22 protein-coding genes and 1 riboswitch are annotated in these 26214 nt (G+C 71.8%); of the genes, 8 read left to right on the top strand and 14 right to left on the bottom strand.

Annotated elements, in window-relative coordinates:
- Positions 1-73: 73 nt before the first annotated feature.
- Positions 74-2554, bottom strand: coding sequence for a DNA helicase PcrA (pcrA, locus tag ACFV9W_RS06000; protein ID WP_385756006.1), 2481 nt, complete (start codon positions 2552-2554; stop codon positions 74-76).
- Positions 2555-2740: 186 nt separating this feature from the next.
- Positions 2741-2892: riboswitch (cyclic di-AMP (ydaO/yuaA leader) on the top strand.
- A 7-nt stretch (positions 2893-2899) separates the two neighbouring features.
- Here pcrA and ACFV9W_RS05995 point away from each other — a divergent pair.
- Positions 2900-4087, top strand: coding sequence for an NlpC/P60 family protein (locus tag ACFV9W_RS05995; RefSeq protein WP_385756004.1), 1188 nt, complete (start codon positions 2900-2902; stop codon positions 4085-4087).
- A gap of 71 nt (positions 4088-4158) precedes the next feature.
- Here ACFV9W_RS05995 and ACFV9W_RS05990 read toward each other — a convergent pair whose 3' ends face one another.
- The gene (locus ACFV9W_RS05990) at positions 4159-4512 is read right to left on the bottom strand and encodes a hypothetical protein (protein WP_385756002.1); all 354 of its coding nucleotides are present in this window, start codon (positions 4510-4512) and stop codon (positions 4159-4161) included.
- Positions 4513-4818: 306 nt separating this feature from the next.
- Here ACFV9W_RS05990 and ACFV9W_RS05985 point away from each other — a divergent pair, with 306 nt between their 5' ends.
- Complete coding sequence (locus ACFV9W_RS05985; RefSeq protein WP_385756001.1) at positions 4819-5859, top strand: NlpC/P60 family protein; 1041 nt, start codon at positions 4819-4821, stop codon at positions 5857-5859.
- A 13-nt stretch (positions 5860-5872) separates the two neighbouring features.
- Here the strand turns inward: ACFV9W_RS05985 and ACFV9W_RS05980 are convergent, their stop codons facing one another.
- From ACFV9W_RS05980 to ACFV9W_RS05965, 4 genes are all read right to left on the bottom strand, one after another.
- Positions 5873-6772 carry an alpha/beta fold hydrolase gene (locus tag ACFV9W_RS05980; RefSeq protein WP_385755999.1) on the bottom strand — a complete coding sequence of 300 codons (900 nt, stop codon included), beginning with the start codon at positions 6770-6772 and terminating at the stop codon, positions 5873-5875.
- The gene (locus ACFV9W_RS05975) at positions 6772-7419 is read right to left on the bottom strand and encodes a LysE family translocator (protein ID WP_385756053.1); all 648 of its coding nucleotides are present in this window, start codon (positions 7417-7419) and stop codon (positions 6772-6774) included. Before ACFV9W_RS05975 ends, ACFV9W_RS05980 begins: the two co-directional genes overlap by 1 nt.
- Before the next feature lie 64 nt (positions 7420-7483).
- Entirely contained in the window at positions 7484-8167 is a 684-nt protein-coding gene (locus ACFV9W_RS05970) for a LuxR C-terminal-related transcriptional regulator (RefSeq protein WP_385755997.1), read from the bottom strand.
- Entirely contained in the window at positions 8164-9471 is a 1308-nt protein-coding gene (locus ACFV9W_RS05965) for a PspC domain-containing protein (protein ID WP_385755995.1), read from the bottom strand. The genes ACFV9W_RS05970 and ACFV9W_RS05965 overlap by 4 nt, the downstream gene beginning before the upstream one ends.
- A gap of 178 nt (positions 9472-9649) precedes the next feature.
- Between ACFV9W_RS05965 and ACFV9W_RS05960 the strand changes: the two genes are divergently transcribed.
- Both ACFV9W_RS05960 and ACFV9W_RS05955 read left to right on the top strand, forming a co-directional pair.
- Positions 9650-10954: a PspC domain-containing protein gene (locus tag ACFV9W_RS05960; protein WP_385755993.1), complete on the top strand. Its 1305-nt coding sequence runs from the start codon at positions 9650-9652 to the stop codon at positions 10952-10954.
- Positions 10944-11186 carry a hypothetical protein gene (locus tag ACFV9W_RS05955; RefSeq protein WP_385755991.1) on the top strand — a complete coding sequence of 81 codons (243 nt, stop codon included), beginning with the start codon at positions 10944-10946 and terminating at the stop codon, positions 11184-11186. The genes ACFV9W_RS05960 and ACFV9W_RS05955 overlap by 11 nt, the downstream gene beginning before the upstream one ends.
- Before the next feature lie 103 nt (positions 11187-11289).
- On the opposite strand, the gene ACFV9W_RS05950 is transcribed toward ACFV9W_RS05955, so the two are convergent.
- Complete coding sequence (locus ACFV9W_RS05950) at positions 11290-11814, bottom strand: DoxX family protein (protein WP_385755989.1); 525 nt, start codon at positions 11812-11814, stop codon at positions 11290-11292.
- 91 nt (positions 11815-11905) lie between these two features.
- Complete coding sequence (locus ACFV9W_RS05945; RefSeq protein WP_385755987.1) at positions 11906-13177, bottom strand: hypothetical protein; 1272 nt, start codon at positions 13175-13177, stop codon at positions 11906-11908.
- Positions 13178-13327: 150 nt separating this feature from the next.
- On the opposite strand from ACFV9W_RS05945, the gene ACFV9W_RS05940 reads away from it, so the two are divergent.
- The gene (locus tag ACFV9W_RS05940) at positions 13328-14188 is read left to right on the top strand and encodes a DUF4429 domain-containing protein (protein WP_385755986.1); all 861 of its coding nucleotides are present in this window, start codon (positions 13328-13330) and stop codon (positions 14186-14188) included.
- Positions 14189-14251: 63 nt separating this feature from the next.
- On the opposite strand, the gene ACFV9W_RS05935 is transcribed toward ACFV9W_RS05940, so the two are convergent.
- Complete coding sequence (locus ACFV9W_RS05935; RefSeq protein ID WP_385755984.1) at positions 14252-15043, bottom strand: class II aldolase/adducin family protein; 792 nt, start codon at positions 15041-15043, stop codon at positions 14252-14254.
- A 118-nt stretch (positions 15044-15161) separates the two neighbouring features.
- Here ACFV9W_RS05935 and ACFV9W_RS05930 point away from each other — a divergent pair, with 118 nt between their 5' ends.
- On the top strand, positions 15162-15650 hold the full coding sequence (locus tag ACFV9W_RS05930; protein WP_385755983.1) for a pyridoxamine 5'-phosphate oxidase family protein: 489 nt from the start codon (positions 15162-15164) through the stop codon (positions 15648-15650).
- A gap of 58 nt (positions 15651-15708) precedes the next feature.
- Here the strand turns inward: ACFV9W_RS05930 and guaA are convergent, their stop codons facing one another.
- Positions 15709-17289 carry a glutamine-hydrolyzing GMP synthase gene (gene guaA, locus ACFV9W_RS05925; RefSeq protein ID WP_385755982.1) on the bottom strand — a complete coding sequence of 527 codons (1581 nt, stop codon included), beginning with the start codon at positions 17287-17289 and terminating at the stop codon, positions 15709-15711.
- A 312-nt stretch (positions 17290-17601) separates the two neighbouring features.
- On the opposite strand from guaA, the gene ACFV9W_RS05920 reads away from it, so the two are divergent.
- Positions 17602-17859 carry a chorismate mutase gene (locus ACFV9W_RS05920; RefSeq protein WP_385755980.1) on the top strand — a complete coding sequence of 86 codons (258 nt, stop codon included), beginning with the start codon at positions 17602-17604 and terminating at the stop codon, positions 17857-17859.
- 326 nt (positions 17860-18185) lie between these two features.
- Positions 18186-19187: a peptidase gene (locus ACFV9W_RS05915; protein WP_385755979.1), complete on the top strand. Its 1002-nt coding sequence runs from the start codon at positions 18186-18188 to the stop codon at positions 19185-19187.
- 79 nt (positions 19188-19266) lie between these two features.
- Here the strand turns inward: ACFV9W_RS05915 and ACFV9W_RS05910 are convergent, their stop codons facing one another.
- The 4 genes from ACFV9W_RS05910 to ACFV9W_RS05895 all read right to left on the bottom strand — a co-directional run bounded on the left by ACFV9W_RS05910 (position 19267) and on the right by ACFV9W_RS05895 (position 26192).
- On the bottom strand, positions 19267-21060 hold the full coding sequence (locus tag ACFV9W_RS05910) for a GMC family oxidoreductase N-terminal domain-containing protein (protein ID WP_385755977.1): 1794 nt from the start codon (positions 21058-21060) through the stop codon (positions 19267-19269).
- Positions 21061-21104: 44 nt separating this feature from the next.
- Complete coding sequence (locus ACFV9W_RS05905; RefSeq protein WP_385755975.1) at positions 21105-22733, bottom strand: succinic semialdehyde dehydrogenase; 1629 nt, start codon at positions 22731-22733, stop codon at positions 21105-21107.
- A gap of 132 nt (positions 22734-22865) precedes the next feature.
- Complete coding sequence (locus ACFV9W_RS05900; RefSeq protein WP_385755973.1) at positions 22866-24524, bottom strand: protein kinase; 1659 nt, start codon at positions 24522-24524, stop codon at positions 22866-22868.
- 78 nt (positions 24525-24602) lie between these two features.
- Positions 24603-26192 (bottom strand): serine/threonine-protein kinase, encoded by a 1590-nt coding sequence (locus ACFV9W_RS05895; protein ID WP_385755971.1) that lies wholly within the window; start codon positions 26190-26192, stop codon positions 24603-24605.
- Between the last annotated feature and the right edge of the window lie 22 nt (positions 26193-26214).

Below are 26214 nucleotides of genomic sequence, written 5' to 3'. Positions count from 1 at the left end.
CCCCTCTCGAAGCCGCTCCAACCGAGCCACTCGAACCGAGCCGCTCACCCCGGGGTGAGCGGCTCGGCCGCGGCTACAGCTTCTCGACCGGCGCGTACCGCAGCAGCAGCCGCTTCGGCTTCGGGTCGCCGAAGTCGATCGACGCCTCCGCCTTGTCGCCCGTGCCCGACACGCCCACCACCGTGCCGAGGCCGAACTGGTCGTGCGTGACGCGGTCGCCGATGGCGAGGGCGACCACCGGCTTGGAGTTCGCCCGGCTCGTCGCGAAGGCCGGCGTCGAGCCCGTGCGGGAGCGCGAGGACGACAGGGAGGCCGCGATGCCGCCGCCGATGCTCTTCGTCGAGGCCGCGGGCGTGGACGGGCCGGTGCGCTTCCAGTCCAGGTGCCCGGCCGGGATCTCCTCCAGGAACCGGGAGGGCGGGTTGTACGAGGGCTGGCCCCAGGCGCTGCGCATCGAGGCGCGGGTCAGGTAGAGGCGCTGTCGCGCGCGCGTGATGCCCACGTACGCGAGGCGGCGCTCCTCCTCCAGCTCCTTGGCCTGGCCGAGGGAGCGCATGTGCGGGAAGACGCCGTCCTCCAGGCCGGTGAGGAAGACGACCGGGAACTCCAGGCCCTTGGCGGTGTGCAGCGTCATCAGCGTGATGACGCCGTCGCTGTTCTCCTCGTCGTCCGGGATCTGGTCGGAGTCGGCGACGAGGGCGACGCGCTCCAGGAAGTCGGAGAGCCCTCCGCCGCCCGTCCCGGTCTCGCCCTCCGCCGCGTCCTCGCCCGCGGCGGACTCCTGCTCGAACTCCAGGGCCACCGCGGCGAGTTCCTGAAGGTTCTCGATCCGGGTCTCGTCCTGCGGGTCGGTGGAGGCCTGCAGCTCGGCGAGGTACCCGGTGCGCTCCAGGATGGCCTCCAGCACCGTGGCCGGGCCCGCGCCCGACTCCACGATCGTGCGGAGGTCCTCCATCAGCGTGTTGAACCGCTTCACGGCGTTCGCCGAGCGGGCCGCCATTCCGTACGCCTCGTCGACGCGGCGCAGCGCCTGCGGGAAGGAGATCTTCTCGCGCTGGGAGAGCGCGTCGATCATCGCTTCGGCGCGGTCGCCGATGCCGCGCTTGGGCACGTTGAGGATGCGGCGCAGCGGCACCGAGTCCTCGGGGTTGGAGAGCACCCGCAGGTAGGCCAGGACGTCCCTGACCTCCTTGCGCTCGTAGAAGCGGACGCCGCCGACGACCTTGTAGGGCAGGCCGGTGCGGATGAAGATCTCTTCGAAGACACGGGACTGCGCGTTCGTCCGGTAGAAGACCGCGACGTCGCCCGCGAGCGCGTCGCCCGCGTCGGTGAGCCGGTCGATCTCGTCGGCGATGAACTGCGCCTCGTCGTGCTCGGTGTCCGCGACGTAGCCGGTGATCTGGGCGCCGGGGCCCTCGTTGGTCCACAGGTTCTTGGGGCGGCGCGACTCGTTCCGCTCGATCACCGCGTTCGCCGCGCTGAGGATCGTCTGCGTGGAGCGGTAGTTCTGCTCCAGCAGGATCGTCGTCGCGTTCGTGTAGTCCTCTTCGAACTGCAGGATGTTGCGGATCGTGGCGCCGCGGAACGCGTAGATCGACTGGTCCGCGTCACCCACGACGCAGAGCTCGGCCGGGTCCGCGCCCTCGCCTTCGGTGGGGCCGACCAGTTCCTTGACCAGCGCGTACTGGGCGTGGTTCGTGTCCTGGTACTCGTCGACCATGACGTGGCGGAAGCGGCGGCGGTAGTGCTCGGCGACGTCCGGGAACGCGCGCAGCAGGTTGACCGTCGTCATGATCAGGTCGTCGAAGTCCAGCGCGTTCGCCTCGCGGAGGCGGGCCTGGTACATCGCGTAGGCCTGGGCGAGGGTCTTCTCGAAGCCGTCGGCCGCGGTCGCGGCGAAGTCCTCCTCGTCGATCAGCTCGTTCTTGAGGTTGCTGATCTTGGCGCTGAAGGACTTCGGCGGGAACTTCTTCGGGTCGAGGTCGAGGTCGCGGCAGACGAGCGCCATGAGCCGCTTGCTGTCGGCGGCGTCGTAGATCGAGAAGGAGGACGTGAAGCCCAGCTTCTTGCTCTCGCGGCGCAGGATGCGGACGCAGGCGCTGTGGAACGTGGAGACCCACATCGCGTTGGCACGCGGGCCCACCAGGTCCTCGACGCGCTCCTTCATCTCGCCCGCGGCCTTGTTCGTGAACGTGATCGCGAGGATCTGGCCGGGGTGCACGCCGCGCTGGGCGAGCAGGTACGCGATGCGGTGCGTGAGGACGCGGGTCTTGCCGGAGCCGGCGCCGGCGACGATGAGCAGGGGGGAGCCGGCGTGCACCACGGCCGCGCGCTGGTTCTCGTTCAGTCCCTCCAGCAGGGAGGACGGGTCGAGGACGGGGCGCGGGGCGCCGTCCCGGTAGTGCGTGTCGCGCTCCGGGGGCACGCCGAACAGCCCGTCCGGCATCGGCTCCGGGGCCCCGTCGTCGTACTCGGGGTCCGGGGGCGGCGGCGGGGGTTCCTCCGCACCCTTCTGGAGGCCGGTCAGGAAGCTGTCGTCAAAGAGGCTGCTCATCGCTCTACGAGTCTAGGCCGCCCCACTGACAACCCGTGGCTGCCTTCAAAACTCCAAGGGCCTGCTGGAGGGCAGATCACGAAGATGTATCGGGCATATCGAACATCAACCTTCACAGCAGCCACACGAGTTGGCTACGGTGCAGCCGGGCAGTCCGTCCCCCCGTCCGCGAATGTCGCGGCGAGCGGGCAGCCCCCGCCGAGTTCCGTACGCCGTAAGGCAGGGAACCGGGGACCCACCGACCCTGGGGTGAATCGGTCAGCCGACCGTAGGGCAGCCTTCCGAGCACCACGCCCGAACCCGACAGCTAACCCGGTAGGCGGACGACGGAAGGAGTCGCCTGCCTTGGCGTCGCACCGCAAGCCCCGCAGCCGTTCCCGGATGACCGGCGGCCTTCGCACGACCCCCGCGGTCGGTATCACCACCGCCGCCCTCACCTCCGTGGCGCTGCTCTCGCAGACGGCGCAGGCCGCGCCCGCGCAGCCGTCGTCCAAGCCACGCCTCGAAGAGGTGCAGAAGAAGGTCGACACCCTGTACCGGCAGGCCGAGGTCGCCACCCAGAAGTACAACGGGGCGAAGGAACGGACCGACGCCAAGAAGCAGCAGGTCGACAAGCTCCTCGACGATGTCGCGCAGCGCACCGAGGAGATGAACACGGCCCGCCAGAAGCTCGGCAGGTACGCCGCCGAGCAGTACCGCTCGGGCAGTGTGAGCGACACGGCGACCATGTTCCTCGCGGACGACCCGGAGGACTACTTCTCGCAGCGCCAGCTGATGAGCCGGCTGACCGACGAGCAGAAGAAGTCGATCGACGACTATCAGAAGCAGACGCGCGAGACCGCGAAGAAGCGCACCGAGGCGCAGTCGAGCCTCGAGGACCTCACGGATTCGCAGACCGAGCTGAGGTCGACGAAGGAGACCGTGCAGTCGAAGCTCTCCGACGCGCGTCAGCTGCTGTCCGAGCTGACCGCCGAGGAGAAGGCGCGGCTCGCGGCGATCGAGAAGGCCAAGGAGGAGGCCGCCCGCAAGAAGGCGGCGGAGCTGGCCGCCAAGCAGAAGGCCGCGGAGGCGGCTGAGCGGAAGGCTGCCGAGGCGGCGAAGGAGCGGGAGCAGTCCTCCGGCTCGTCGTCCGGTTCCTCTTCCGGTTCCTCCGGTTCGTCGGACGCCTCGTACGCGACGAAGGCCGCGCAGGCGCTCGCGTTCGCCAAGGCGCAGGAGGGCAAGCCCTACGTGTGGGGCGCCACGGGGCCGGACTCGTACGACTGCTCGGGCCTGACGCAGGCGGCGTGGAAGTCCGCGGGGATCTCGCTGCCGCGGACGACCTGGGACCAGGTCGAGATCGGCAAGACGGTGCCGCTCTCCGACATCCAACCCGGTGACCTGGTGTTCTTCTATGACGACATCAGCCATGTGGGCCTGTACATGGGCGACGGCATGATGGTCCACGCGCCGAAGCCGGGAACGGTCGTGCGCGAGGAGTCGATCTACTACGACGGCACGTCGTCGATCCACAGCGTGGTGCGGCCGGCCTGACGTACGTACGCGAAAGGGCCCGGCAGGTGTGTCCTGCCGGGCCCTTTCGCGTGTGCGGCCTGCGCGGTCGCTCAGGTCCAGAGCACCGCGATGAAGATGTTGGCGACGGTGAGCGCGCCGACGGTGATGAAGAGGCCCTTCTCCGCCTTCTCCTCGTCCCGCTTCACGTAGACGATGCCGAGGATCACGATCAGGACCGCGAGCTTCACGCCGATCTTGATGTTGTTGACGGTGCTGCCGTCGGCCTGGTTGAGGCCGACCAGGGCGACGCCGGTCACCAGCATGGTCAGGGCGCCGTGCAGCATCGCCTTGTTGAAGCGGGCCGCGCCCTCCTTCATCGCCGACATCTGCGTGAGGAAGCCGCCGAGCAGCGAGGCGATGCCGATGATGTGCAGGCCGACGAAGAGGTGGATGAGTACGTCCATGGTTCGGAGCCTAACCGGGCGCCCGTGGGCCACTACGGGCACCCCTTTGCCACTCTGTTGTCACTCTGCGCCATCATCCATAACAAACGGACCAGTTGCGAACAATCCGGCACCAACCCGTTACGCAGAGGTTTAGCGTCCTTCCTCAGGTGACCGGCTCCCCACCGCCGCCCGGGCCAGGGGCGGCAGTCGGACACCACCGCCGAGAAAGGTCCGGCGGCGGCCCGCTCCCCCTGTGCGGGCCGCCGCCGGACGCGCGACCGGGGTCCGTGCGTTTCGGACGGGCGGCCCCCAGAGGAGGACCTTGTGCCGGCAGCACACCGCAAGCCCCGACCGCGTCCGCTCAGCGTCGGCAGGGCCCGCACCGCGGCCACCCTCGCCCTCGCCTCCGCGGCCGGCGTCACCGCCCTCGACGGCGGGGCGGCGCACGCGGAGCCCGAGCTCAGCCCCGCCCAGGTGAAGGCCAAGGTCGACAGGCTGTACCAGGAGGCGGAGGTCGCCACCCAGAAGTACAACGGCGCGAAGGAGGAGGCGGACGGCGCGCGGAAGAAGGTGGACGCCCTCCAGGACGAGGCGTCCCGGCGCACCGAGTCCCTCAACTCCGAGCGCGCGAAGCTGGGTTCGGTCGCGGCCTCCCAGTACCGCTCGGGAGGCGTGGACCCGTCGGTCCAGCTGCTCCTGTCCTCCTCCCCCGACGCCTACCTCGACAAGGCCTCCCTCACGGAGCGCGTCGGCGCGCGGCAGGCCGCATCGGTCGCCCGCGTACGGGGCGAACTCCGCGAGATCGACCAGCTGCGCGGCGACGCCGACGACACGCTCTCCCAACTCCGCGCCAAGAAGGCCGAGCTGGCGGACAACAAGAAGAAGGTGAAACGAAAACTCTCGGAGGCCCGCAGCCTCCTCGACCGCCTCACCCCTGAAGAGCGCACCCCCACCGCCGCACAGAGCGGGCACGCCTCACGCTCCGCGGAGCGCGCCGACCTCTCCCAGGCCCCCAACTCCCGCGCCAAGGAAGCGATCTCCTTCGCGTACGGCGCCCTCGGCAGCCCCTACGTATGGGGCGCCACCGGCCCCTCCGCCTTCGACTGCTCGGGCCTGACGCAGGCCGCGTACAAGGCCGCCGGGGTCTCGCTCCCCCGCACGACGTACTCCCAGATCGACGCGGGCCCCCGCATCCCGAAGTCCCAGCTCCAGCCGGGCGACCTGGTCTTCTTCTACTCCTCGATCAGCCACGTGGGCCTCTACATCGGCGGCGGCAAGATGATCCACGCCCCGAACCCGAGCGCCCCGGTCCGGGTGGCCCCGATCGACGAGATGCCGTTCGCGGGGGCGACGCGGGTGGCGTGAGCCGCCCCGAACGTCACGCCGATCCGTCGCCTCGGTCGGTGTGCGCCGCGAGGGCGCCGATGAGCTGGGGCCACAGCTGGCGCGGCCGGTCGTGGCCCATGTCGGGGAGCAGCAGAAGCTCCGCCTCCGGGACCAGTTCCGCGGTGCGGCGGCCACCGCTGGGGTCGATCAGAGTGTCGTCCAGGCCGTGGATCACCAGCGTCGGCACGTCGAGCTTGCTCAGGGCGTCCGCGCGGGAGCCGCTGAGGACCATGGCGCCGAGCTGTCGGCCGACGCCCGCCGGGTAGTAGGCACGGTCGTAGCCGCGCGCCGCCAGGTCGCGGAGGTACGCCGCGTCGCCGTAGCGCTTGGACGCCCAGAGCAGGGAGCGGTCCGCCGCCGCGACGTGGCCCTCCCGGTCGGCCGGCTTCGGGGCGAACAGCGCCGCCTGCGCCTGCGGCGACGACTGCCCGTACTCGGGCTCGCCCGTCGTCGACATCATCGAGGTCAGGGTCAGGACGCGCTCGGGACGGGAGATCGCCATCGTCTGGGCGATCATGCCGCCCATGGACGCGCCGACGACGTGCGCGCTCTTGATACCGAGCACGGTGAGCAGGCCGAAGGCGTCGTCGGCCATGTCCTGGAGGCGGTACGGGATCATCGCGAGGGCGGTGGGGATGTCCCCGGAGCTCACTACGGCGATGAACTCGCCCATGTCCACAGGGTGTGCGTCGAACTTCGTCGACAGTCCGCAGTCCCGGTTGTCGAAGCGGATCACGTACCGGCCGCGCCCCGCGAGCTGCGCGCAGAAGTCCTCGTCCCAGGCGATCAGTTGCGCGCCGAAGCCCATCACGAGCAGCACCGCCGGGTCCGCGGGGTCGCCGAAGGTGTCGTAGGCGAGAGAGATCCCGGGCGATACGTCGGCCGTCGGCATCACTCCGCCCTCCCCGTGAGCGCCACCGTCACGCCGAGGCCCACCATCGCGAGGCCGCCGGTGCCGCCGACCGCCGCGAGGCGGCGCGGGGAGCGGGCGAACCAGGTGCGGGCCGTGGCCGCGGCGAGGCCCCAGAGGCTGTCGGAGGCGATGGCAATGATGTTGAACACCAGGCCGAGGAGCAGCATTTGGAGCACCGTGTGCCCCGCCTCCCGGTCGACGAACTGGGGCAGCACGGCCGCGAAGAAGACGATCGTCTTGGGGTTGGCCACGCCCACCGCGAAGCCCTCCCAGAGGGTGCGCAGGGCGCTGCCGCCGCCCGCCGCTCCCCGCTCCTCCTCGAACACGGCCTTCAGCGACCGGCGCCCGCGGAACGCCTTCACGCCCAGGTAGACCAGATACGCCGCGCCGACCAGCTTCAGCGTCATGAAGATCGCCACCGAGCGCTCGACGAGCGAGCCGATGCCGAGGGCCACGGCGACCACGAGGACGTACGCCCCGAGCGTGTTGCCCGCGACCGTCGTCAGCGCGGCGCGGCGGCCCTGCGCGAGGGCGCGGCCGACGACGAAGATCACGCTCGGGCCGGGGATGATGATCAGCAGGAGGGACATCGCCGCGAAGGCGAGGAGACGGTCGGCGGACATCATGGGGTCCATTGAGGCACGGCGGACGCCGCCCGCCCAAACGGATTTCGCCCCGGCCGGCCCGCGCTCACACCAGCCTGCGCGCCGTCGCCCACCGGGTCAGCTCGTGCCGGTTGGAGAGCTGGAGCTTGCGGAGCACCGCGGAGACATGGGACTCGACCGTCTTGACGGAGATGAAGAGCTGCTTCGCGATCTCCTTGTACGCGTACCCGCGCGCGATGAGGCGCAGGACCTCCCGCTCGCGCTGGGTGAGACGGTCCAGGTCCTCGTCCACCGGCGGCGCGTCCGTCGAGGCGAAGGCGTCGAGGACGAATCCGGCGAGGCGCGGCGAGAACACCGCGTCGCCCTCCTGGACGCGGAAGATGGAGTTCACGAGGTCCGTGCCGGTGATCGTCTTCGTGACGTAGCCGCGGGCGCCGCCGCGGATCACGCCGATCACGTCCTCCGCCGCGTCCGAGACGGACAGGGCCAGGAAGCGCACCGGGTTCTCCGCGTCCGCCATCATCTGGGCGCTGCGGCGCAGCACTTCGACGCCGCCACCGCCGGGGAGGTGCACGTCGAGGAGGACGACCTCGGGGCGGGTCGCCGCGATCACCGTGATCGCCTGGTCCACGTCGGCGGCCTCGCCGACCACCTCGACGCCCGTCTCCTCGGTGCGGCCGATCTCCGCCTGGACGCCGGTGCGGAACATCCGGTGGTCGTCGACCAGGACCACTCGTACCCGTCGTGTCTGAGCTGCCTCGTCGGTCATGACGTCCCTTCCGCCCTCTTCATGGTCAGTTCGACCTCCGTGCCGCCGTCCGGGACCGCCCGCAGCCGGGCCGTCCCGCCGTTGCGCTCCATCCGGCCGATGATCGATTCTCTTACGCCCATGCGGTCGGGCGGGATGGACTCGAGGTCGAAGCCGGGGCCCCGGTCGCGGACGGAGACGAAGACCGTGTCCCCGTCGACGTCGCCCTCGACCTCCGCGTACACCTGGACGGCGCCGCCCACGCCACCGTACTTGGCGGCGTTCACCATCGCTTCCCTCGCGGCCTGCATCTGTGCCGACAGCTGCTCGTCGAGCGGGGTGTCGCCCACCACCACGACCTCCAGCGGGACGCCGTGCTTGTCCTCGACCTCCGCCGCGTTGCGCTTCACCGCCTCCGACACCGTCTCCGGCTCCTGCGGGTTCTCCGCGGCGGCCGGCTTGTAGAGCCACGCCCGCAGGTCGCGCTCCTGGGCGCGGGCGAGGCGGCGCACCTCGGCGGGGCTGTCCGCGTTGCGCTGGATCAGCGTCAGGGTGTGCAGCACCGAGTCGTGCACATGGGCCGCGACCTCCGCCCGCTCCTGCGCGCGGATGCGCATCAGGCGCTCCTCGGAGAGGTCCTGCGTCATCCGGATCAGGTAGGGGCCGGCAAGGAGCGCGATGCCCACGAGGACGGCGAGCGCCGCCTGGAGGATCGGGCCGATGTGCTCGGTGGCGCCCTGCGTGACGAATATGCCGGTGACGCCCACGCCGACGAGCAGCACCCCGGAGGCCGCGCGGGCCAGGCTCAGCGTGCGCCGGCGGCGGCCGACCTCCATCCAGCGGGCCCTGCGCGCGTTGTCCGCCTGCCGCCAGACGAGGGCGACGCCCGCCGCGACGAGGACGGTGGGGATCAGATACGCCTTGGTGTTGCCCGTCAGGTTCACGTTCTCCACGAAGATCATCGCTACGACGACCATCAGGAGCAGGGCGAGGATCTGGCCCTTGTCCGGCTTGCGCGTCACCAGCCTGCGGCGGCCGTCCGGAGACGTCTCCGTGCTGAGGACGGGCGGCCGGTCCGCGCCGACGCCGCCCACGCCCAGCGGCACGAAGAACCAGAACGCCGCGTACAGCAGCGCCCCAAGGCCGTCCGCCATGAACAGGCCCACGAAGACCAGGCGCACCCAGATCACCGGCAGCCCGAGATGCCCCGCGAGGCCCCGCGCCACTCCGCCCAGCCAGCGTCCGTCACTGCTGCGGTAGAGCTTGCGCGGCGGCCGCGGGTCGTCTCGGGTCTCGGCGAGAGGGGCGGGCGCTGCTTCCGGCATGCCACCGATCGTCACATGCGGTAGGGGGCCAGGCATCAGGGTCCGCCCCGGATACTTCCCTGATCTTCGGGTCGGGGGCCGCGGCGGCGGCCGGCCCGGGTGCCTCAGGGACGATCTCAGGGTTCGGCCAGGGTTGTCCCGACTGCCGTCGGCGGGCCCCGGCCGTCACGATGTACGTATGACGGAGCAGCCTCTCGACGCACCCCCTGAAGACGCCCGGTCGCCGCGGCCGCTGCGCGGCTTCCGCAGGGACCGGCGGTACAAGACGCTGGGCGGCGTGTGCGCGGGGCTCGGCCGGCACTGCGACATGGACCCGGTGATCTTCCGCATCGGCCTGTCGGTGCTCTCGGTGACCGGTGGCGTCGGGCTGATCTTCTACGGCTTCGCGTGGCTGTTCACGCCGTACGAGGACGAGGAGGAGAACGAGTTCCGCAAGCTCCTCACGGGCCGGGTGGACGGGCCGGGCCTCGCCGCGATCGTCACCGCGCTCGTCGGCTGCGGCGTCTTCCTCTCCATGCTCAACAACGGCGGGGCGCTGACATTCGCCGTCGTCCTCGCCCTGCTGCTCGCCGGGGCCGGTTACTGGTCTCAGGCGCGGCGCGCCACCGCCCCCGACCCGGTGGCGGCCCAGGCCGTCGCGGACGCGCCGCCTGAGGCGCAGGCGCCGCCGGTCGCGCGCCCGCCTTCCTGGTGGCGGGACCCGATCGTGAAGGACGGCACGCACGACGGCGGCACCGGCTATCTCTGGGGTCCGCCGGGCGCCGAGGAGCCCCCGGCCGCTGCCCGGCACGGCTCCTGGCGCGGCCCCGTCGCCGCCCGTCCGGCCGCGCCGCCGCAGCCGGCCGGGCCGCGCGGCATCGGCGCGCTGACGTTCCTCGGCGCCCTGGTCGCGGGCGGCATCGGCACCGGTGTGACGTGGGACGAGCGCACCCTCTCCGAGAGCCTGCAGACCGGACTCGCCTGCGCGCTGGCCGTGTTCGGCCTGGGCATCGCGGTGAGCGCCTTCCGGGGCCGCACCGGGGTCGGCTCGATATTCCTCGCGCTGATCACGGCGGGCCTGCTCACGGCGACCGCCGCGCTGCCCGCGAACATCAGCACGCAGTGGGCGCGCACCGACTGGACGCCGACGCGCGCCGCGGACGTGCGGCCGAACTACGAACTGGGCTCGGGCGTCGGCACGCTCGACCTGTCCAAGGTGTCGGTGGCCAAGGGCAGGACCCTCGCCACGCGGGTGGAGGTGGGCGCGGGCAAGGTGCGGATCGTGCTGCCCGCGGACGGGACGGCGCGGCTGCGCGCGGAGGTCGGCGTAGGGGACATCAGGCTGCCCGGCGACCCCAGCCGGGACGTGGACGTGCGCCCGGACCAGCAGCAGACCGTCACGCTGGCGCCGCGGGACGCCAAGGACGGCGACAAGGCCTCCGGCACGATCGAGTTGCACGTCGAGGTCGGACTCGGACAGGTGGAGGTGGACCGTGCGGCGTGAATTCCAATGGGGGCGGCTGGTCGCGGGCCTGGTGCTGATGACGACGGCGGTCGTCTACTTCGGCGACGCGGGGGACGCGTGGGACGCACCGTGGTTCGTGGGGATCCCGCTGGTGTGCGGAGGGCTGTGCCTGGCGGCGGTCGTCGGAATGGTGCGGCGCATGACGGGGTTGCGGTCCCGGGGCGCTGCCCCGGACCCCGCGGGTTCTCGTCCGAAGGCGGGGCTCAATTAGGTGACCCACATCAAGCCCCGCAGGGGGCACCTCCCAGCGATAGCTGGGGGAGATTGAGGCGCGGGGTCCGGGGCGGCGCCCCGCGGCCGCGACGCCGTCCGCCTCAATACTCGGACGACCTGAACCGTCGCCCCCGCCACCACGAATCCACCGACCACACCGCCGCCCCGGCCAGAACGAGTGGCAGCCACGCCATCAGGTACGCCAGGTCGTTCCCGAGGTAGTACGGCTCCACCGCCCAGCTCACCGTCAGCCACAGGCTCAGCGAGATCAGCGCCCCGCCGACCGCCGCGAGGCGCGCGAGGACACCGAGGAGCGTGCCGATGCCGACGGCCAGCTCACCGAAGGCGATCGCGTAGCCGAACCCGGCAGGCGACTTCAGGGCGAGGTCGACGAGCTCCGGGATCGCGGAGCTGTCCCGCACACCCCGCATCTGGTCGCCGATCGAGCCGCCCCCGCTGGCCTTGAAGAACGCGCTGTCGGTGAGCTTGTCGAAGGCGGCGTAGATGAATGTGACGCCGAGGAAGAGGCGCAGCGGCACGAGCGCGTACCGCTGGGCGGTCTCGCGCCAGCCTCCGGACGGGGGGCCGTAGTTCGTGGTCAGGTCGGATCGCATGCTGTGCGCCATAGCCGCTCCGCCGCCTCTCGCGCCTGGTGTCTTTACCTGACCATACGTACGAGAGCCCGCCGCGGCTCAGTACTGAGGCCGATCGGCGGCTTCAGTCGACCACGTCGATGCCGCACCGGTTCGTCTCGACGCCCGCCGCGGTGATCACCTGCACCTCGACCCGCCCCGGCTCCACGTCCACCGGAACCGGCACGGTGAGCAGCGCGTCCGTCGGGTTGGTGAAGCCGCCGGGGACCGGGACGAGCGGCACATGGACGTGGACCGGGCCGATGCGCACGGCGACCCGCGCGAGCTGGTCCACGGTGCCCGCGCCGGGCGGCACGAATCCGGAGCCGCGGATCTCGATGTCGTCGCCGGTGCGGATCGGCGCGTCCAGGTCGCCGGCCTCCCGCGCCCGCACCACGGAGAGGATCGCCGGCCTGCCGCCCTCCGCGTATTTGCCGGCGAGATACGTCGCCGCGGAGACGGCCACCAGCACGGCGAGGGACCACGGCAGGTCGGGCAGCTGGTCGGGGCGGCGGGCGAGGCGGACGACCGCCCAGACGACGGCGGCCGCGCCCACGGCGACGTACTGGATGTCGGTGAAGCTGCCGCGCCCGGAGTCGTCGGTGAGCAGGTCGGCGGCGCGCGGCCGGGGCGCCCGCAGCTTCTGCAGCCGCTGCCCGCCGACGCGGACCCCGACCACGCGGCGTACCAGGACGGCCACCGCGCACACCACCGCGAGGACCGTCAACAGGCCTGCCCCACGGGCGAGTTCGAGGCCGTCGATGAGCGCGTCGCGCCGCGCGGGCCCCGAGGCGAGCGCGAGTTGACCGGCGAGGACGAGGACCGCGTACAGGGTCGGCAGGAGCACGCCGCAGGCCACCGCGCGCGAGGTCGACAGGCGGTTGTCCTCGCCGATCAGCGGCGCGAGCAGGCCGCCGCGCGCCCGGTGCAGATATCCGGCCGCGGTGAGCAGCCCGGCCACCACCAGCGCGGCCACGAGCCCCGCCGTGCGGGCGGCGGTCCAGCCGGCGCCGATCGCGGTGAGCGACTGGCCGATCAGCAGCGCGGTCGCACCGCCCCAGACCACGTACAGCGTGCGCGGCCACAGCCGGGTCAGCCAGGCCACGCCCTCCTCGCGGCCGCGGTCGGCCATCGCCCGTGCGGACTGGGTGAGTTCGTCGGAGATCCACTGCCGCGACGCCCCGGCCGAGTGCGCGACGGCCGCGGGCAGGCCCTGGCCCGCCGCCAACTCGTCGCGCTTCGCGGCGAATCGGGCGACGGCCCTGCGGTGCCCCTCGCGCGCCCCCCGCGGACAGTCGCCGCAGGTGCACCCGCCGTCGTGCGCCGTCCGGTCGTTCCGCGCTTCCTGCACCGCCACCGCAGCCGCCCCACCCTCGTCAACTTCCGTGTCCTGATGGCGAATTGTGCCGCACGCCGGGGGCGTGACGCCGCACGGGCACACCTCTCCCGGGTGAATGGCTTTGACCTGCATTGACCGTAGTGTTGACGTCGCTGCGAGAATTTCCGTATGGCCGAGATCATCCAGCGTGACGGAACCTGGGCCTTCGACGGGACCACGGTCCGTATCACCCCAGGTCTGCACCGGTCGGTCGCCCTGCTGCGGCAGACGTACGGCGAGATCGACGTGCCGCTCACCGCCGTCCTGGGCGTCGCCTACGAACCCGAGCGCAAGCGCGGCCGCCTCCGCCTCACCCTGCGCGACGCCGCTGACCCGCTGCTCCAGGCCACCGGCGGCCGCCTCCCGGACACCGCCGACCCGTACCGGCTCACGGTCGACGCGGACCGTTCCGGCGTCGCCGAGTACGTCGCCGAGGAGATCCGCCAGGCCCTGCTGCTCGAACAACTCCCGCCGGGGCCCGCCGATTCGTACCTCGTCCCGGGCCCCGCCGTGCCGGTCTCGGTGCGCTCCAGCGACGGCCTCGTCTCCTTCGACGGGAGCCGGGTCCGCATCGACTGGAGCGAGACCTCGGACCGGGTGAAGCGCGCCACGGGCCCGCGCGTCATCGCGCTCGACGACCTCGACGAGGTGGAGTGGGTCCCCAACTCCGGCTACGAGGACGGGGTGCTGCGCTTCGTTCCCAAGGGCTCCCCGTACTCCAAGCTGCCGCCGGAGAAGGACCCGTACGCCCTCGACCTGTGGGGCAACGCCCGCAAGGATCTGCTGACCGCCCTCGTCGCCGCGGCGGTCACCGCCCGGCTGCCGCACCCCTCGGCGCCCCGCGGCACCCCGGCGCTGCCGCCCCGCCGGGCCGACCACGACGTGCTGCTGCGGCGCCTCAAGGAGCTGGGCGAGCTGCACCGCCAGGACGTGCTCACGGACGAGGAGTTCGCGATGACGAAGCGGGTGGTGCTGCGCGACTTCCGCTGAGCACCGGCCGCACGAGCGCCGACCGCCGAGCACCGGCCGCCGAGCACCGGCCGCCCGAGCGGGTCAGGACAGCAGATCGGGCTCGCTGCGCGTGATGTCCTGCCACAGGCTCTGGTAGTTGATCCAGGCCACGAGGTCGGCGCCGGTCTGCTCGCGGGTCGCCAGCGCCTGCCGCCGGTCGATCAGCACCGGACGGCCCGCCGAGCGCGCCGCCAACTGCACCTCGCAGGCCCGCTCCAGGGCGATGAACCACCAGGCCGCCGCGTCCACCGAGTCGCCCACCGTCAGCAGCCCGTGGTTGCGCAGCACGAGCGCCTTGTTCGAGCCGAGGGCGACCGCGATCCGCTTGCCCTCCTCCGGGTCCACGCCGACGCCCGTGTACTCGTCGAGCAGCGCGTGGTCCTCGTAGAACGCGCAGGCCTCCTGCGTGATCGGCTCGACCAGCTCGCCGAGCGCGGCCACGGCGCGGCCGTACGTGGAGTGGCAGTGCGCGACCGCGACCACCTCAGGACGGGCCCGGTGCACCGCGACGTGCGTGGTGAAGGCGGCCTGGTTGACGTGGAAGCGGCCCTCGACGACCTGCCCCTCCCCGTTGGCGAGGACGAGGTCGCTCACCGTGATGTGCTTGAAGGGCACGCCGAACGGGTTGACCCAGTAGCAGTCGTCGTACTCCGGGTCGCGGGCGGTGATGTGCCCGGAGACCCCTTCCTCGTAGCCGAACCGTCCGAAGACGCGCAGGGCGCCCGCCAGCCGCTCCTTGCGGTACCTGCGCTCGTCGGCGTGGCTCTGGTGCTGCGGCGGCATCGCGAACTGGAGCTGGTCGTGGGGTATCGGGGCGGGGTTCTGCGTCGACATGGTGCGGAAGGTACCTCCGTGACCCGCAAGGTGACAGAGCCGATGTGTGAAAAGAATGCGGCGAAACGCGCGGGGATACCGGACAGGAGACGTCGGGATTGCGCGCGAGACTTGCCCCATGACGTCGAGTGCGGCCACCTGGGCCACCTTCACCGAAGCCGAACCGGACCTCGCCAGGACCGTCGAGGACCGCTTCGGGCAGCACACCCACCACGTCCTGGCCACCCTGCGCAAGGACGGCTCGCCGCGCACCAGCGGCCTCGAAGTCCGGTTCCTGGGCGGGGAGTTCTGGCTCGGCATGATGCCCGGCTCGCTCAAGGCCCGCGACCTGCTGCGCGACCCGCGGTTCGCGATGCAGGCGAACCCCGGCGAGGGGCAGACGATGGGCGGCGGCGACGCCCGGATCAGCGGCCGGGCACACCTCGTCGAGGACGCCGCGACCGTCGCCCGCTACACGGACCAGGTCGAGGTGCCCGACCCGGACTCGTTCCACCTGTTCCGCACCGAGATCACCGAGGTCACCAGGACCTTCGTCGAGGACGACAAGTACCTGGTGGTGCAGGTCTGGACGCCGGGCGACGGCGTCCGGGTGATGAAGCGGACGTAAGCGAAAGTGCCGCCCACCCGAAGGCGGACGGCACTCTCACACGGTCACGGCGTGGGGACTACTCCCACTCGATGGTGCCCGGCGGCTTCGACGTCACGTCGAGCACGACCCGGTTGACGTCCTTGACCTCGTTCGTGATCCGCGTCGAGATCTTCGAGAGCACGTCGTACGGCATCCGCGTCCAGTCCGCCGTCATGGCGTCCTCGGAGGAGACGGGGCGCAGCACGATCGGGTGGCCGTACGTGCGGCCGTCGCCCTGGACGCCGACGCTGCGGACGTCCGCGAGCAGGACGACCGGGCACTGCCAGATCTCGCGGTCGAGGCCGGCCGTCGTCAGCTCCTCGCGGGCGATGGCGTCGGCCTCGCGGAGCAGGTCCAGGCGGTCCTTGGTGACCTCGCCGACGATGCGGATGCCGAGGCCGGGGCCCGGGAACGGCTGGCGCTGGACGATCTCGTCCGGCAGGCCCAGCTCGGCGCCGACGCTGCGGACCTCGTCCTTGAACAGCTGGCGCAGCGGCTCGACGAGCTCGAACTCGATGTCGTCGGGCAGCCCGCCGACGTTGTGGTGCGACTTGATGTTCGCCGTGCCGGTGCCGCCGCCGGACTCGACGACGTCCGGGTACAGGGTGCCCTGCACGAGGAACGCGACCTCGGGGCCGTCCTCCTGGAGGATCTCCAGCTGCGCCTGCTCGAAGACGCGGATGAACTCCCGGCCGATGATCTTGCGCTTCTCCTCGGGGTCGGAGACCCCGGCGAGCGCGCCGAGGAACCGCTCGGAGGCGTCGACGACCTTGAGGTTCGCGCCGGTCGCGGCGACGAAGTCCTTCTCGACCTGCTCGGTCTCGCCCTTGCGCATCAGGCCGTGGTCGACGTACACGCAGGTCAGCTGGGAGCCGATGGCCTTCTGCACGAGGGCCGCGGCGACCGCGGAGTCCACGCCGCCGGACAGACCGCAGATCGCGCGCTTGTCGCCGACCTGGGCGCGGATCGCGGCGACCTGCTCCTCGATGACGCTGCCGGTCGTCCAGCTCGGCTCGATGCCGGCGCCGCGGTACAGGAAGTGCTCCAGGACCTGCTGGCCGTGCGTCGAGTGCATGACCTCGGGGTGGTACTGGACCCCGTACAGCTTCTTCTCGTCGTTCTCGAAGGCGGCGACCGGTACGACGTCCGTGGACGCGGTGACGGTGAAGCCCTCGGGCGCCGCGGAGCAGGCGTCGCCGTGCGACATCCACACGGGCTGCTCGGTGGGCGTGCCCTCGAAGAGCGTCGAGTCGCCCTTCGACACGGTCAGCGGGGTGCGGCCGTACTCGCGGGCGCCGTTGTCGTCGACGGTGCCGCCGAGGGCCGTGGCCATCAGCTGGAAGCCGTAGCACATGCCGAAGACGGGGACGCCGGCCTCGAAGATCGCGCGGTCCAGGCGCGGGGCGCCCTCCGCGTAGACCGACGAGGGGCCGCCGGAGAGGATGATCGCCGCCGGGTTCTTGGAGAGCATCTCCTCGACCGGCATGGTCGACGGGACGATCTCGCTGTAGACCCGGGCCTCACGGACGCGGCGGGCGATGAGCTGGGCGTACTGCGCACCGAAGTCGACGACCAGGACGGTGTCGGGGGCGGCGGCAGCGGAAGTCGCTGATGACACGGGTTGCCTTCCGGCGGCTTAGCAGGGGGTCGTGTGGCCGATTCTACCGGGTACGTCACCCGTGGTCGGCGTCGCGGGGCTCCGCCCCGGACCCCGCCGCCCAATCGCCGCGGGGGCTATAGTGGCCGCATGTTCTCGCACACGACCTTCGTCTTTACCTATGGCAGCCGGCCCGCCGGGTGTCATGGTCGTGTTGCTTGAGTCACTGACAAGCGACTTCACCGGACGCCCCGGGCCGACAAGGCCCGGGGCGTCTGGCGTTCTCGGGGCTTGTCGCTCCGGGGCTCTCCCACCGCACCCGAGGAGCCCTTCATGACCACCACCGAAACCACCGACGTCATCTCCGGCGCCCGCGAGCGCATCGACGCGCTCGACGACCGGATCATCGGCCTCGTCCAGGAACGGATGGCCGTGTCCGCCGTCGTCCAGGAGGCGCGGATCGCCTCGGGCGGGCGGCGCGTGAACCTGTCGCGCGAGAACGAGGTCCTCGGACGCTACAGGGACGCGCTCGACAAGCCCGGCACCTCCCTCGCGATGACGCTGCTCGAACTGTGCCGGGGCCGGATCTGACCGGCGGGGGCACCTCAGTTCGGTTGCGTCCTCACCCATACGGCGCGTGACCCGTTGGCACAGGCTTCGTTGGTCCCGGTGTCCGTGCCAGCCAGGGGCGGGCCAACCGAACCACGCGTGGCTCCGCTGGAGCGTTGAGACGTATCGGTCATGCCGTACGTCGTGGGACCTCGCTCCAGACAAGTGACCGGACGGCAGGGGACAGCAGCCCGGTCACACCAGAGAACGGTCGGCCTCGGGGACGCCCGGGGCCGACCGGCCTCAGTACAACCCTTTTCCGCCATCGCGGGTCACTTCAGAGGAATCTCCCAGCCTCTGAGGACCCGATGAAACTTCGTCGCGCACTGGCGGCGGCGGCCGCGACCGCCGCGCTCGCCCCGCTCGCCCTGTTGTCCGCCCCGGCCGCGTTCGCGGACGGGGCACCCACGGACACCACGACCGCCACCGGGACCGCCTCGCCGAGCCCCTCGGTGAGCGCGTCGCCGAGCACCTCGCCGAGCCCGTCCGCGTCGGCCACCACCGCGTCGCCCGGCCCCACCACGTCGTCGCCCGAGGCGCCGCGGCCGAAGAAGGCGGACGACGCTCGGACCGGGAAGACCGAGCCGTCCGACGAGTGCACCGCGGGCGAGGACAGCCCCGGCACCCTCGCCGAGCTGCGCGGGCTCCCGTCGAAGATCGTCGCCGGTTCCGGTTGGCACGGCTTCACGTTCCGCGTCACGAACATGACCGACCAGGACTTCGCCTCGGCCCGGGCGCAGGTGTACGCGTTCTCCTTCGCGTACGAGGACGAGTCGGACACGAGCCGGTATCTGCGCCTGCAGTGGTTCGACGGGACCGCGTGGCGGGACCTCGACAACGACGTCGAGCACGACGCGTCGTTCCCGGCCTCGGGCCCCCTCGCCCGCGGCGCCCACTCCGACGTGCGGCTGCGGATCTCGGTCGACGCGAAGACCCCGGCAGGCGCCGGTGCCGGGCTCGCCCTCGCGGTGAGCGTGGACCCCGAGGGCGTCTGCGGCTTCAGCGTGCCCGAGGACGCGTACTGGGACTTCGACATCCTCGCCGCCGGTGCCTCGCCGGGCCAGGTGCCGCCGGCCGGCGGTCACACCGGCTCCCCGACCGGTTCGCCGAAGCCCTCGGCCACGGCCTCCGCGTCCGCGTCCAGCAAGCCGTCGCCGCAGGCGAGCAGCACCCCGGTCGGCGGTTCGCTCGCCTCGACCGGGGCCGGCTCCACGCTGCCGGTGTTCGGCGCGGCCGCCGGGATCGCCGTCGTGGCGGGCGGCGGGGTCCTGTACGCCGTGCGTCGCCGCAAGGTGAGCAACGAGGCGTAGCCGTCCGTACGTAGGAGAAGGACCCGCACCCGGAGGGGGAGTGCGGGTCCTTCTCGTATCGCTCGTGCCGCCGCGCGGGTCAGCCGGCCTGCAGCGGCTCCTTCTTCGGCGGCACCTCGGGCACCGCCAGGAGCGGGAGCTTCAGGGCGCCGAAGGCGTCCGCCGGGACCGCCGGGTTCTTCGGCTCGACGGGCGTGAGCCGCCGGTACGCCGAGCCGATCTCCGGGCGGGTGTCCTCCTCGCCCTTGTTCGGCCAGTACGACAGGGCCCGCTCGGCCTGCGCCGTGATCGTCAGGGACGGGTTCACGCCGAGGTTGGCGGTGACGGCGGCGCCGTCGACGACCGAGATGCCGGGGTGGCCGTAGACGCGGTGGTAGGCGTCGATCACGCCGGTCTCGGCCGAGTCGCCGATCGGGCAGCCGCCCAGGAAGTGGGCGGTGAGCGGGGTGCCCACCAGTTCACCGACGTTGGAGCCCGCGAAGCCGTTGATCTCGGCCGCGATGGCCGACGCGCCCTCCGTCGCCGCCTTGATCTGCTTCGGGTTGGGGGCGCCGTGGCCCTGCCGCGCGGTGAGCAGGCCCTTTCCGACGCCGCCCGGCTTCAGATGCGTCGTCAGCGAGTTGTCGAGGGACTGCATGACGAGACCGATGATGGTCTTCTCCGACCAGCGCCGGTTGGAGATCGAGCGGGCCAGCTGCGTGGGGTGCTTGACGGCGTTCGCCAGCCAGCCGGCCATCCGCGAGGAGCCCTCGGCGTACGGGACCTGGAGGATCGACAGGCCGCCCATCGAGTTCGAGCCCTTGCCGTAGCGGACCGGCTCGATGTGGGTGTTCTCGTCCGGGTGGATCGAGGACGTGATCGCGACGCCCTTGGTGAAGTCGGCCTTCGCGATGCCGTGCTTCTTCTTGTAGCGCCGGTTCGTGGTCTGCGCGCCGACCAGGGCCTCGGAGTTGGTGCGGGTCAGCTCGCCCAACCGGTCCGACAGGTGCGGCAGTTGGCCGTTCGCCTTCATGCGGTGCAGGAGGGTCTGGGTGCCGTACGTGCCCGCCGCGACGATCACCTTCGGTGCGGTGAAGGTGCGGCCCTTCGCCTTCTTGGCGTCCGTGGGCAGGGTCGCCACCGCGTAGCCGCCGCGCGAGTCGTCGGTCACCGAGACGACCGAGGTCAGCGGGTGGACGACCGCGCCCGCCTTTTCGGCGAGGTACAGGTAGTTCTCGTTGAGGGTGTTCTTCGCGCCGTGCCGGCAGCCCGTCATGCACTCGCCGCACTCGGTGCAGGCCTTGCGGGCGGGGCCCGCGCCGCCGAAGTACGGGTCCTCGACCTGCTGGCCGGGGGCCGCCTTGGACTCGCCCTCGGCGTCCTTGCCGTCGCCGAAGAAGACGCCGACCGGGGCCAGGTGGAAGGTGTCGCCGATGCCCATCGACTGGGCCGCCGCCTTCAGGTGCACGTCGGCGGGGCTCATCGTCGGGTTGATCCGGACGCCGAGCATGCGCTGGGCCTGGTCGTAGTACGGCTTCAGCTCGTCCTGCCAGTCCGTGATGTGCGCCCACTGCGGGTCGTCGAAGAACTGCTTCGGCGGCACGTAGAGGGTGTTGGCGTAGTTCAGGGAACCGCCGCCGACGCCCGCGCCTGCCAGGACCATGACATTTCCGAGCAGATGGATGCGCTGGATGCCGTACATCCCGAGCTTGGGCGCCCAGAGGTAGTTCTTCAGGTCCCAGGAGTTCTTGGGGAGGGTCTGAGGGGTGAAGCGGCGGCCCGCTTCGAGGACTCCGACCTTGTAACCCTTCTCGGCGAGGCGGAGGGCGGACACGGATCCGCCGAAGCCGGAGCCGATGATCACCACGTCGTAGTCGTAGCCGTCCTGCGTCACGTGTGCGTTCTCCTTTGAACTTTCAGTGGTGGGGCGGCCGTTGGCTACTTCAGGCGGAATTTCTTCATCACCGACAGGCTCACGCTCATGAACTTCGCGTACGCCTCGTCGTCCATGCCGAAGGACGGGGCCATCGGCATGACGCGCTGGTGGGCGACGGTCTGCGCCTCGGTGTACTTGAGGATGCCCTCGGAGCCGTGCCGGCGGCCGAGGCCCGACTCCTTCATGCCGCCCATGGGCGACTGGACGCTGCCGTACGCGGGGGCGTACCCCTCGTTGATGTTCACGGTGCCGGTGCGCAGGCGGGCCGCGACCTCGTGGCCCCGCTTGGCGTTCTTCGTCCAGACCGAGGAGTTCAGGCCGTACGGCGTGGAGTTGGCGAGCGAGACGGCCTCGTCCTCGTCGCCGAACCGGTAGATGGAGACGACGGGGCCGAAGGTCTCCTCGTTGCAGACCGCCATCGGGGCCTCGACGCCGTCGAGGATCGTCGGCTCGAAGAAGTACGGGCCGATGTCGGGGCGCGCGACGCCGCCCGCGACGAGCGTGGCGCCCTTCGCGACGGCCTCGTCGACGTGCCGCGTCACGGTCTCCAGCTGCCGCTCCCCGACGAGCGAGCCCATCTCCGCGCCGTACGCGAGGGAGCGGCCGAGCCGCATCCCCTTGGTGCGGGCGGCGAACCGGGCCACGAACTCGTCGGCGATCGACTCGTGCACGTACAACCGCTCGATGGAGATGCACAGTTGACCGGCCGAGGAGAAGCAGGCGCGGACGGCGCCCGCCGCGGCCTTCTCCACGTCGGCGTCCTCCAGGACGAGCATGGCGTTCTTGCCGCCGAGTTCGAGGGATACGCCGACCAGGCGGGCGGCGGCGCCCTGCGCGACCTCGCGTCCGGTACGGGTGGAGCCGGTGAACGAGACGTAGTCGGCGTGCTTGACCAGCTCGGGGCCGACGACCGGGCCCTCGCCGAGGACGACCTGGAAGACCTCGGACGGCAGGCCCGCCTCGATCAGCAGGTCGCGCGCCCACAGGGCGGTCAGGCAGGTCTCCGTGTCGGGCTTCATGACGACCGCGTTGCCCGCGACGAAGGCGGGGAGCGCGTCGCCGACCGACAGTTCGAGCGGGTAGTTCCACGGCGCGATCTGGCCGACGACGCCGCGCGGCTGGCGCAGCTCGGTGACCTTGGTCAGCGTCGGGACGGCGCCCGTGTGCCTCTTGGGCTTCAGGTACGCGGGGGCCTTGCGGCCGTAGTGCCGGGAGGCGACCGCGACGGCCTGCACCTCCTCGTGCGCGTGCAGGCGGGCCTTGCCGGTCTCCAGCTGGATCAGGTCGAGCACCTCGGCCTGGCGGGCCAGCACCAGGTCGTGGAAGCGCAGCAGCACCGCGGCGCGCCCCCGGACCGGGGTCTTCGCCCACACCTCCTGGGCGGCGCGGGCCCGCTCGAAGGCGGTGGCCACGTCCTGCGGTGTCGACTCCGGCAGGTCCGCGAGCTTCTCGCCGGTGAACGGCGTGTGGTTCGCCGTCCGCCCCGAGCCGACCACGTCCTTCGTGAGCCGGGCGACGAGGTCCGGCGTCACGACGTCGACGGCCGTGCGGGCGCCCTCGGGGGCGGCCGCGACCGGGTTCGTGCGGGTCTGCTCTGCTGCGTGCTCGGGGGTGGCCTGCGACTGCGTCATAACGGCGAGCGTAAGTCCGGGCATCCGCTTTCGGTACCCATCGGTAACAGGTTTCACCGAGTGCACACACCGCGCCAGTGATCGCTGGCAGCAAAGCCGCTGATCAGGGCTTTGCCGCCAACGAACGTGAGTTCAGAGCTTCTTGACGCTCAGGTTCGCGATGGCACCCTTGGCGACCTCGCGACCGCGCTCGGTGAAGTCGCCCTTGCCCGGATAGTCGACCCACAGCCGGTACATGTCGCCCGCCTTGGTCTTGTAGTAGAGCGCCTTCGCCTCGCGCGGCACGTCCTTGTCGAAGTCCGTCCCGATGCTCCGCACGCCGTACGTGATCGTGTTCAGCGCGGCGTCGCGTTCCTGGTACGTGACGTTGGTGTCCGTCCTGCTGGTGCTCTCGCTGTCGCTCGACATCGACACCCCGGCGCCGCTGAACGAGCCGCCCTTGATGTCCTCGGAGTCCTTGGAGGCCTCGGCGTCGGCCGTGCTCGCGATGTCGGACACCTCGTCCTTGTGGTCCCAGCGCGCCAGGTTCACGGTGATCGCGCCGCTCGGGTCCGCGTACGTCATCACCGACTTGTCGTCCTCGTCCGGGATCGGGACGTACGAGGCCGGAAGCCCGAGCGTCGAGTCCAGCGGCGCGCCCGCCTCGAACTCCTTCCAGCCGTCGGGCAGCGGCCCCGCGAACGGGTTCGCGACGACCAGGTACGCCGCGACGGCCGCCGCCACGACGCCCGCGCCGATGCCGAGCAGGGTCTTGCGGCCGAGCCGCAGGCCGCCCTGCGCCGAGCCGATCTGGACGACCTGGGTGGGCGCCTGCGCGGGCGGCTCGGCGGCCTTCTCCAGCAGGACGCGCACCTGCGCCGCGTTCGGCCTGCTCGCCGGGTCCTTCTGGAGCAGGCCGTTGATGGCGTCGGCCAGCGGGCCCCGCGCGGCGGCGGGCGCGGCCGGCGCCGCGTTGAGCACGGACTGGAGCGTGGCAGGGGTGTTGTTGCGGCGGAACGGGGAGACGCCCTCGGTCGCCGCGTACAGGACGACGCCGAGCGACCACAGGTCGGAGGCGGGCCCGGGGCGCTGCCCGAGGACCCGCTCCGGCGCGATGAACTCGGGCGAGCCGACGAAGCCGCCGGTGTCGGTCAGATTCGTCTCGCCCTCGATCTGGGCGATGCCGAAGTCGGTGAGGATCACGCGGTCGTGGCGGCCCAGCATCACGTTGTCCGGCTTCACGTCGCGGTGCAGGATCCCCGCCGCGTGCGCGGCCTCCAGGGCGCCGAGCACCTCCAGGCCGATGCGGGAGGCCTCGCGGACGCCGAGCGTGCCCTCCTGGAGGACGGCGCCGAGCGAGCGGCCCTGCACGAACTCCATGACGATCCACGGCCGGCCGTCCTCCACGGCCACGTCGTGCACGTTCACGACCGAAGGGTGGTCGAGCCGGGCCGCGGCGCGGGCCTCGCGGCGCATCCGCTCGAAGGCGTTGGCCCGCTCCCGTTCCGGCAGGTGGTCCGGCAGGCGCGGCTCCTTCACGGCGACCTCGCGGTCCACCGTCTCGTCCTTCGCCCGCCACACCGTGCCCATGCCGCCGTGGCCCAGCTTGCTCAGCAGGCGGTAGCGCCCGGCCACGAGCCGACCCGCGCCCGGGTCCTGCTGCTCAGGCACGACCTGCGTGGGCTGCGGCGGGGCCTGCGTGGGCTGGGCGTACGGGTTGCCCGGGTGCGGCACGTGCGCTTGCTGCGGCGGCTGCAGGGCAAAGCTGGTGGGATCGTTCGGGCCGTGTGCGGGTCCCCCGTTGTCACTCATGGGTCCATCAGTACCGCGCGGGGGACGTGTGGTTCCACTGGGGTCACGGAGTTGTGACCACGCTGATGCGAGCGCGCCCTACCGCCGGGGCACCACGAAGGTGTCGACCGCCGCGTCGAAGTGGGCTCGCGCCCGGGCGGTGTCGCCGACGGGGGCCGACACCCACACGTCGTACATCCGGCCGGCCTCCTTCCAGCACAGGTCGACGGTGTGCCGGGCGCCCTCGGCGGTGCTGAACCCGTCCCAGGTGAACTCCCACAGCGCGGCGTCGTGTCCGTTGTGCGAGGTGTCGGTGACCTTGGCGTCGCGGTAGCCCGGGTTGTTCCGCGGCCCGGCGGCGTCAGAGCGGCGCTGCACGGCGCCCGGGCCGCCGTCGCCCGCGGCGCCCGCCTTGATCCCGATGCGGTAGGTCCCGCCGGGCGACGTGTAGAAGATCCGCGGCCCGTCCACGGAGCGCGTGAACCCCTCGGGCACGGCGAGCCGGAAGCCCTCGGGGTCCGCGACGGTGCGATAGCCCTGCGGGGTCCCGGCGTCCGGCGTGGGGCTGCCCGGCCGGGTCACGGTGACGGTCGAGGTCGGCGAGGCGGAGGGCGACGGCGTACGGGTCGAGACGGAGACGGTGGTCGTCGGCGGCGCGGGCGTCTTGCCGTTGTCCCCGGCCAGCAGCACGGCGGTGGCGATCCCGGCGCCCGCGAGCGCGGCCACGAGCGCCGCCGCGACGAGCAGCGCCCGGGTCGACACGACCCGTCTGCGCCGCTCCGTCGGCACGTTCAGCTCCGTCGGGGTGTAGAGCACCCGCGGCACGAGCGGGAGGGGCGGGGCGGGCTGCGGCGTCGCCCCGGTGGCGATGTAGGCGCGCAGCAGCCGCTCCGCCTCGTCCAGGTCCATCCGGCGCACGGGGTCCCGCTCCAGCAGGCCGCGGACCACCGGGAGCAGCGGCTCGGCCTCCTCGGGCGGTCTGATCTCCTCGTAGACGACGGCGTGCAGGATGCCGCCCAACGAGTCCCGGCGGAACGGGGATTCACCGCTCATCGCCGCGCAGAGCAGCGCCCCGAGCGACCACAGGTCGGCCCCGGCCCCGGCCCGCTCCCCCGCCATCCGCTCCGGCGCCGTGTACTCCGGCGAGCCGACGAAGCCGCCGGTCTCGGTGAGCGTGGTGGCGCCCTCGACCTGCGCGATCCCGAAGTCGGTGAGGACGACGCGGCCCGTCGAGCTCTCCAGGAGTACGTTCGCGGGCTTCAGGTCCCGGTGCAGCACGCCCGCGGCGTGGGCGACCCGCAGCGCACCGAGCAGCGCGAGCCCGATCCGCGCGGCCTCCAGCGGCTCGACGGGGCCTTCCCTGGCGATCCGGTCGGCGAGCGAGTCCCCGTTGACCAGGTCCATCACTATGTACGGGTGCCCCTCGTACAGCACCACGTCGTGCACGACGATCACGTTCGCGTGCCGCAACTGGGCCACGGCCCGCGCCTCGCGCAGCATCCGCTCCCGCTGCTGCTCCGCCTCGCCCTCGGAGAGGGTCTCGTCGACGGCGAGCTCCTTGACGGCGACCTGCCGCCCGAGCAAGGTGTCGGAGGACCGCCAGACAACACCCATGCCCCCACGGCCAATCCTGGCCTCCAGCCGGTAACGCCCGGCGATCACCCGGGTGTTGTCCCCCTCGGTCCCCATGCGCCCCATCATGCCGCACGCT

Source organism: Streptomyces sp. NPDC059897, from assembly GCF_042730865.1.
GTDB lineage: Bacteria > Actinomycetota > Actinomycetes > Streptomycetales > Streptomycetaceae > Streptomyces.
The sequence above is the reverse complement of the archived record's forward strand: the minus strand, read 5'-3'. Positions and strand labels throughout refer to the sequence as shown.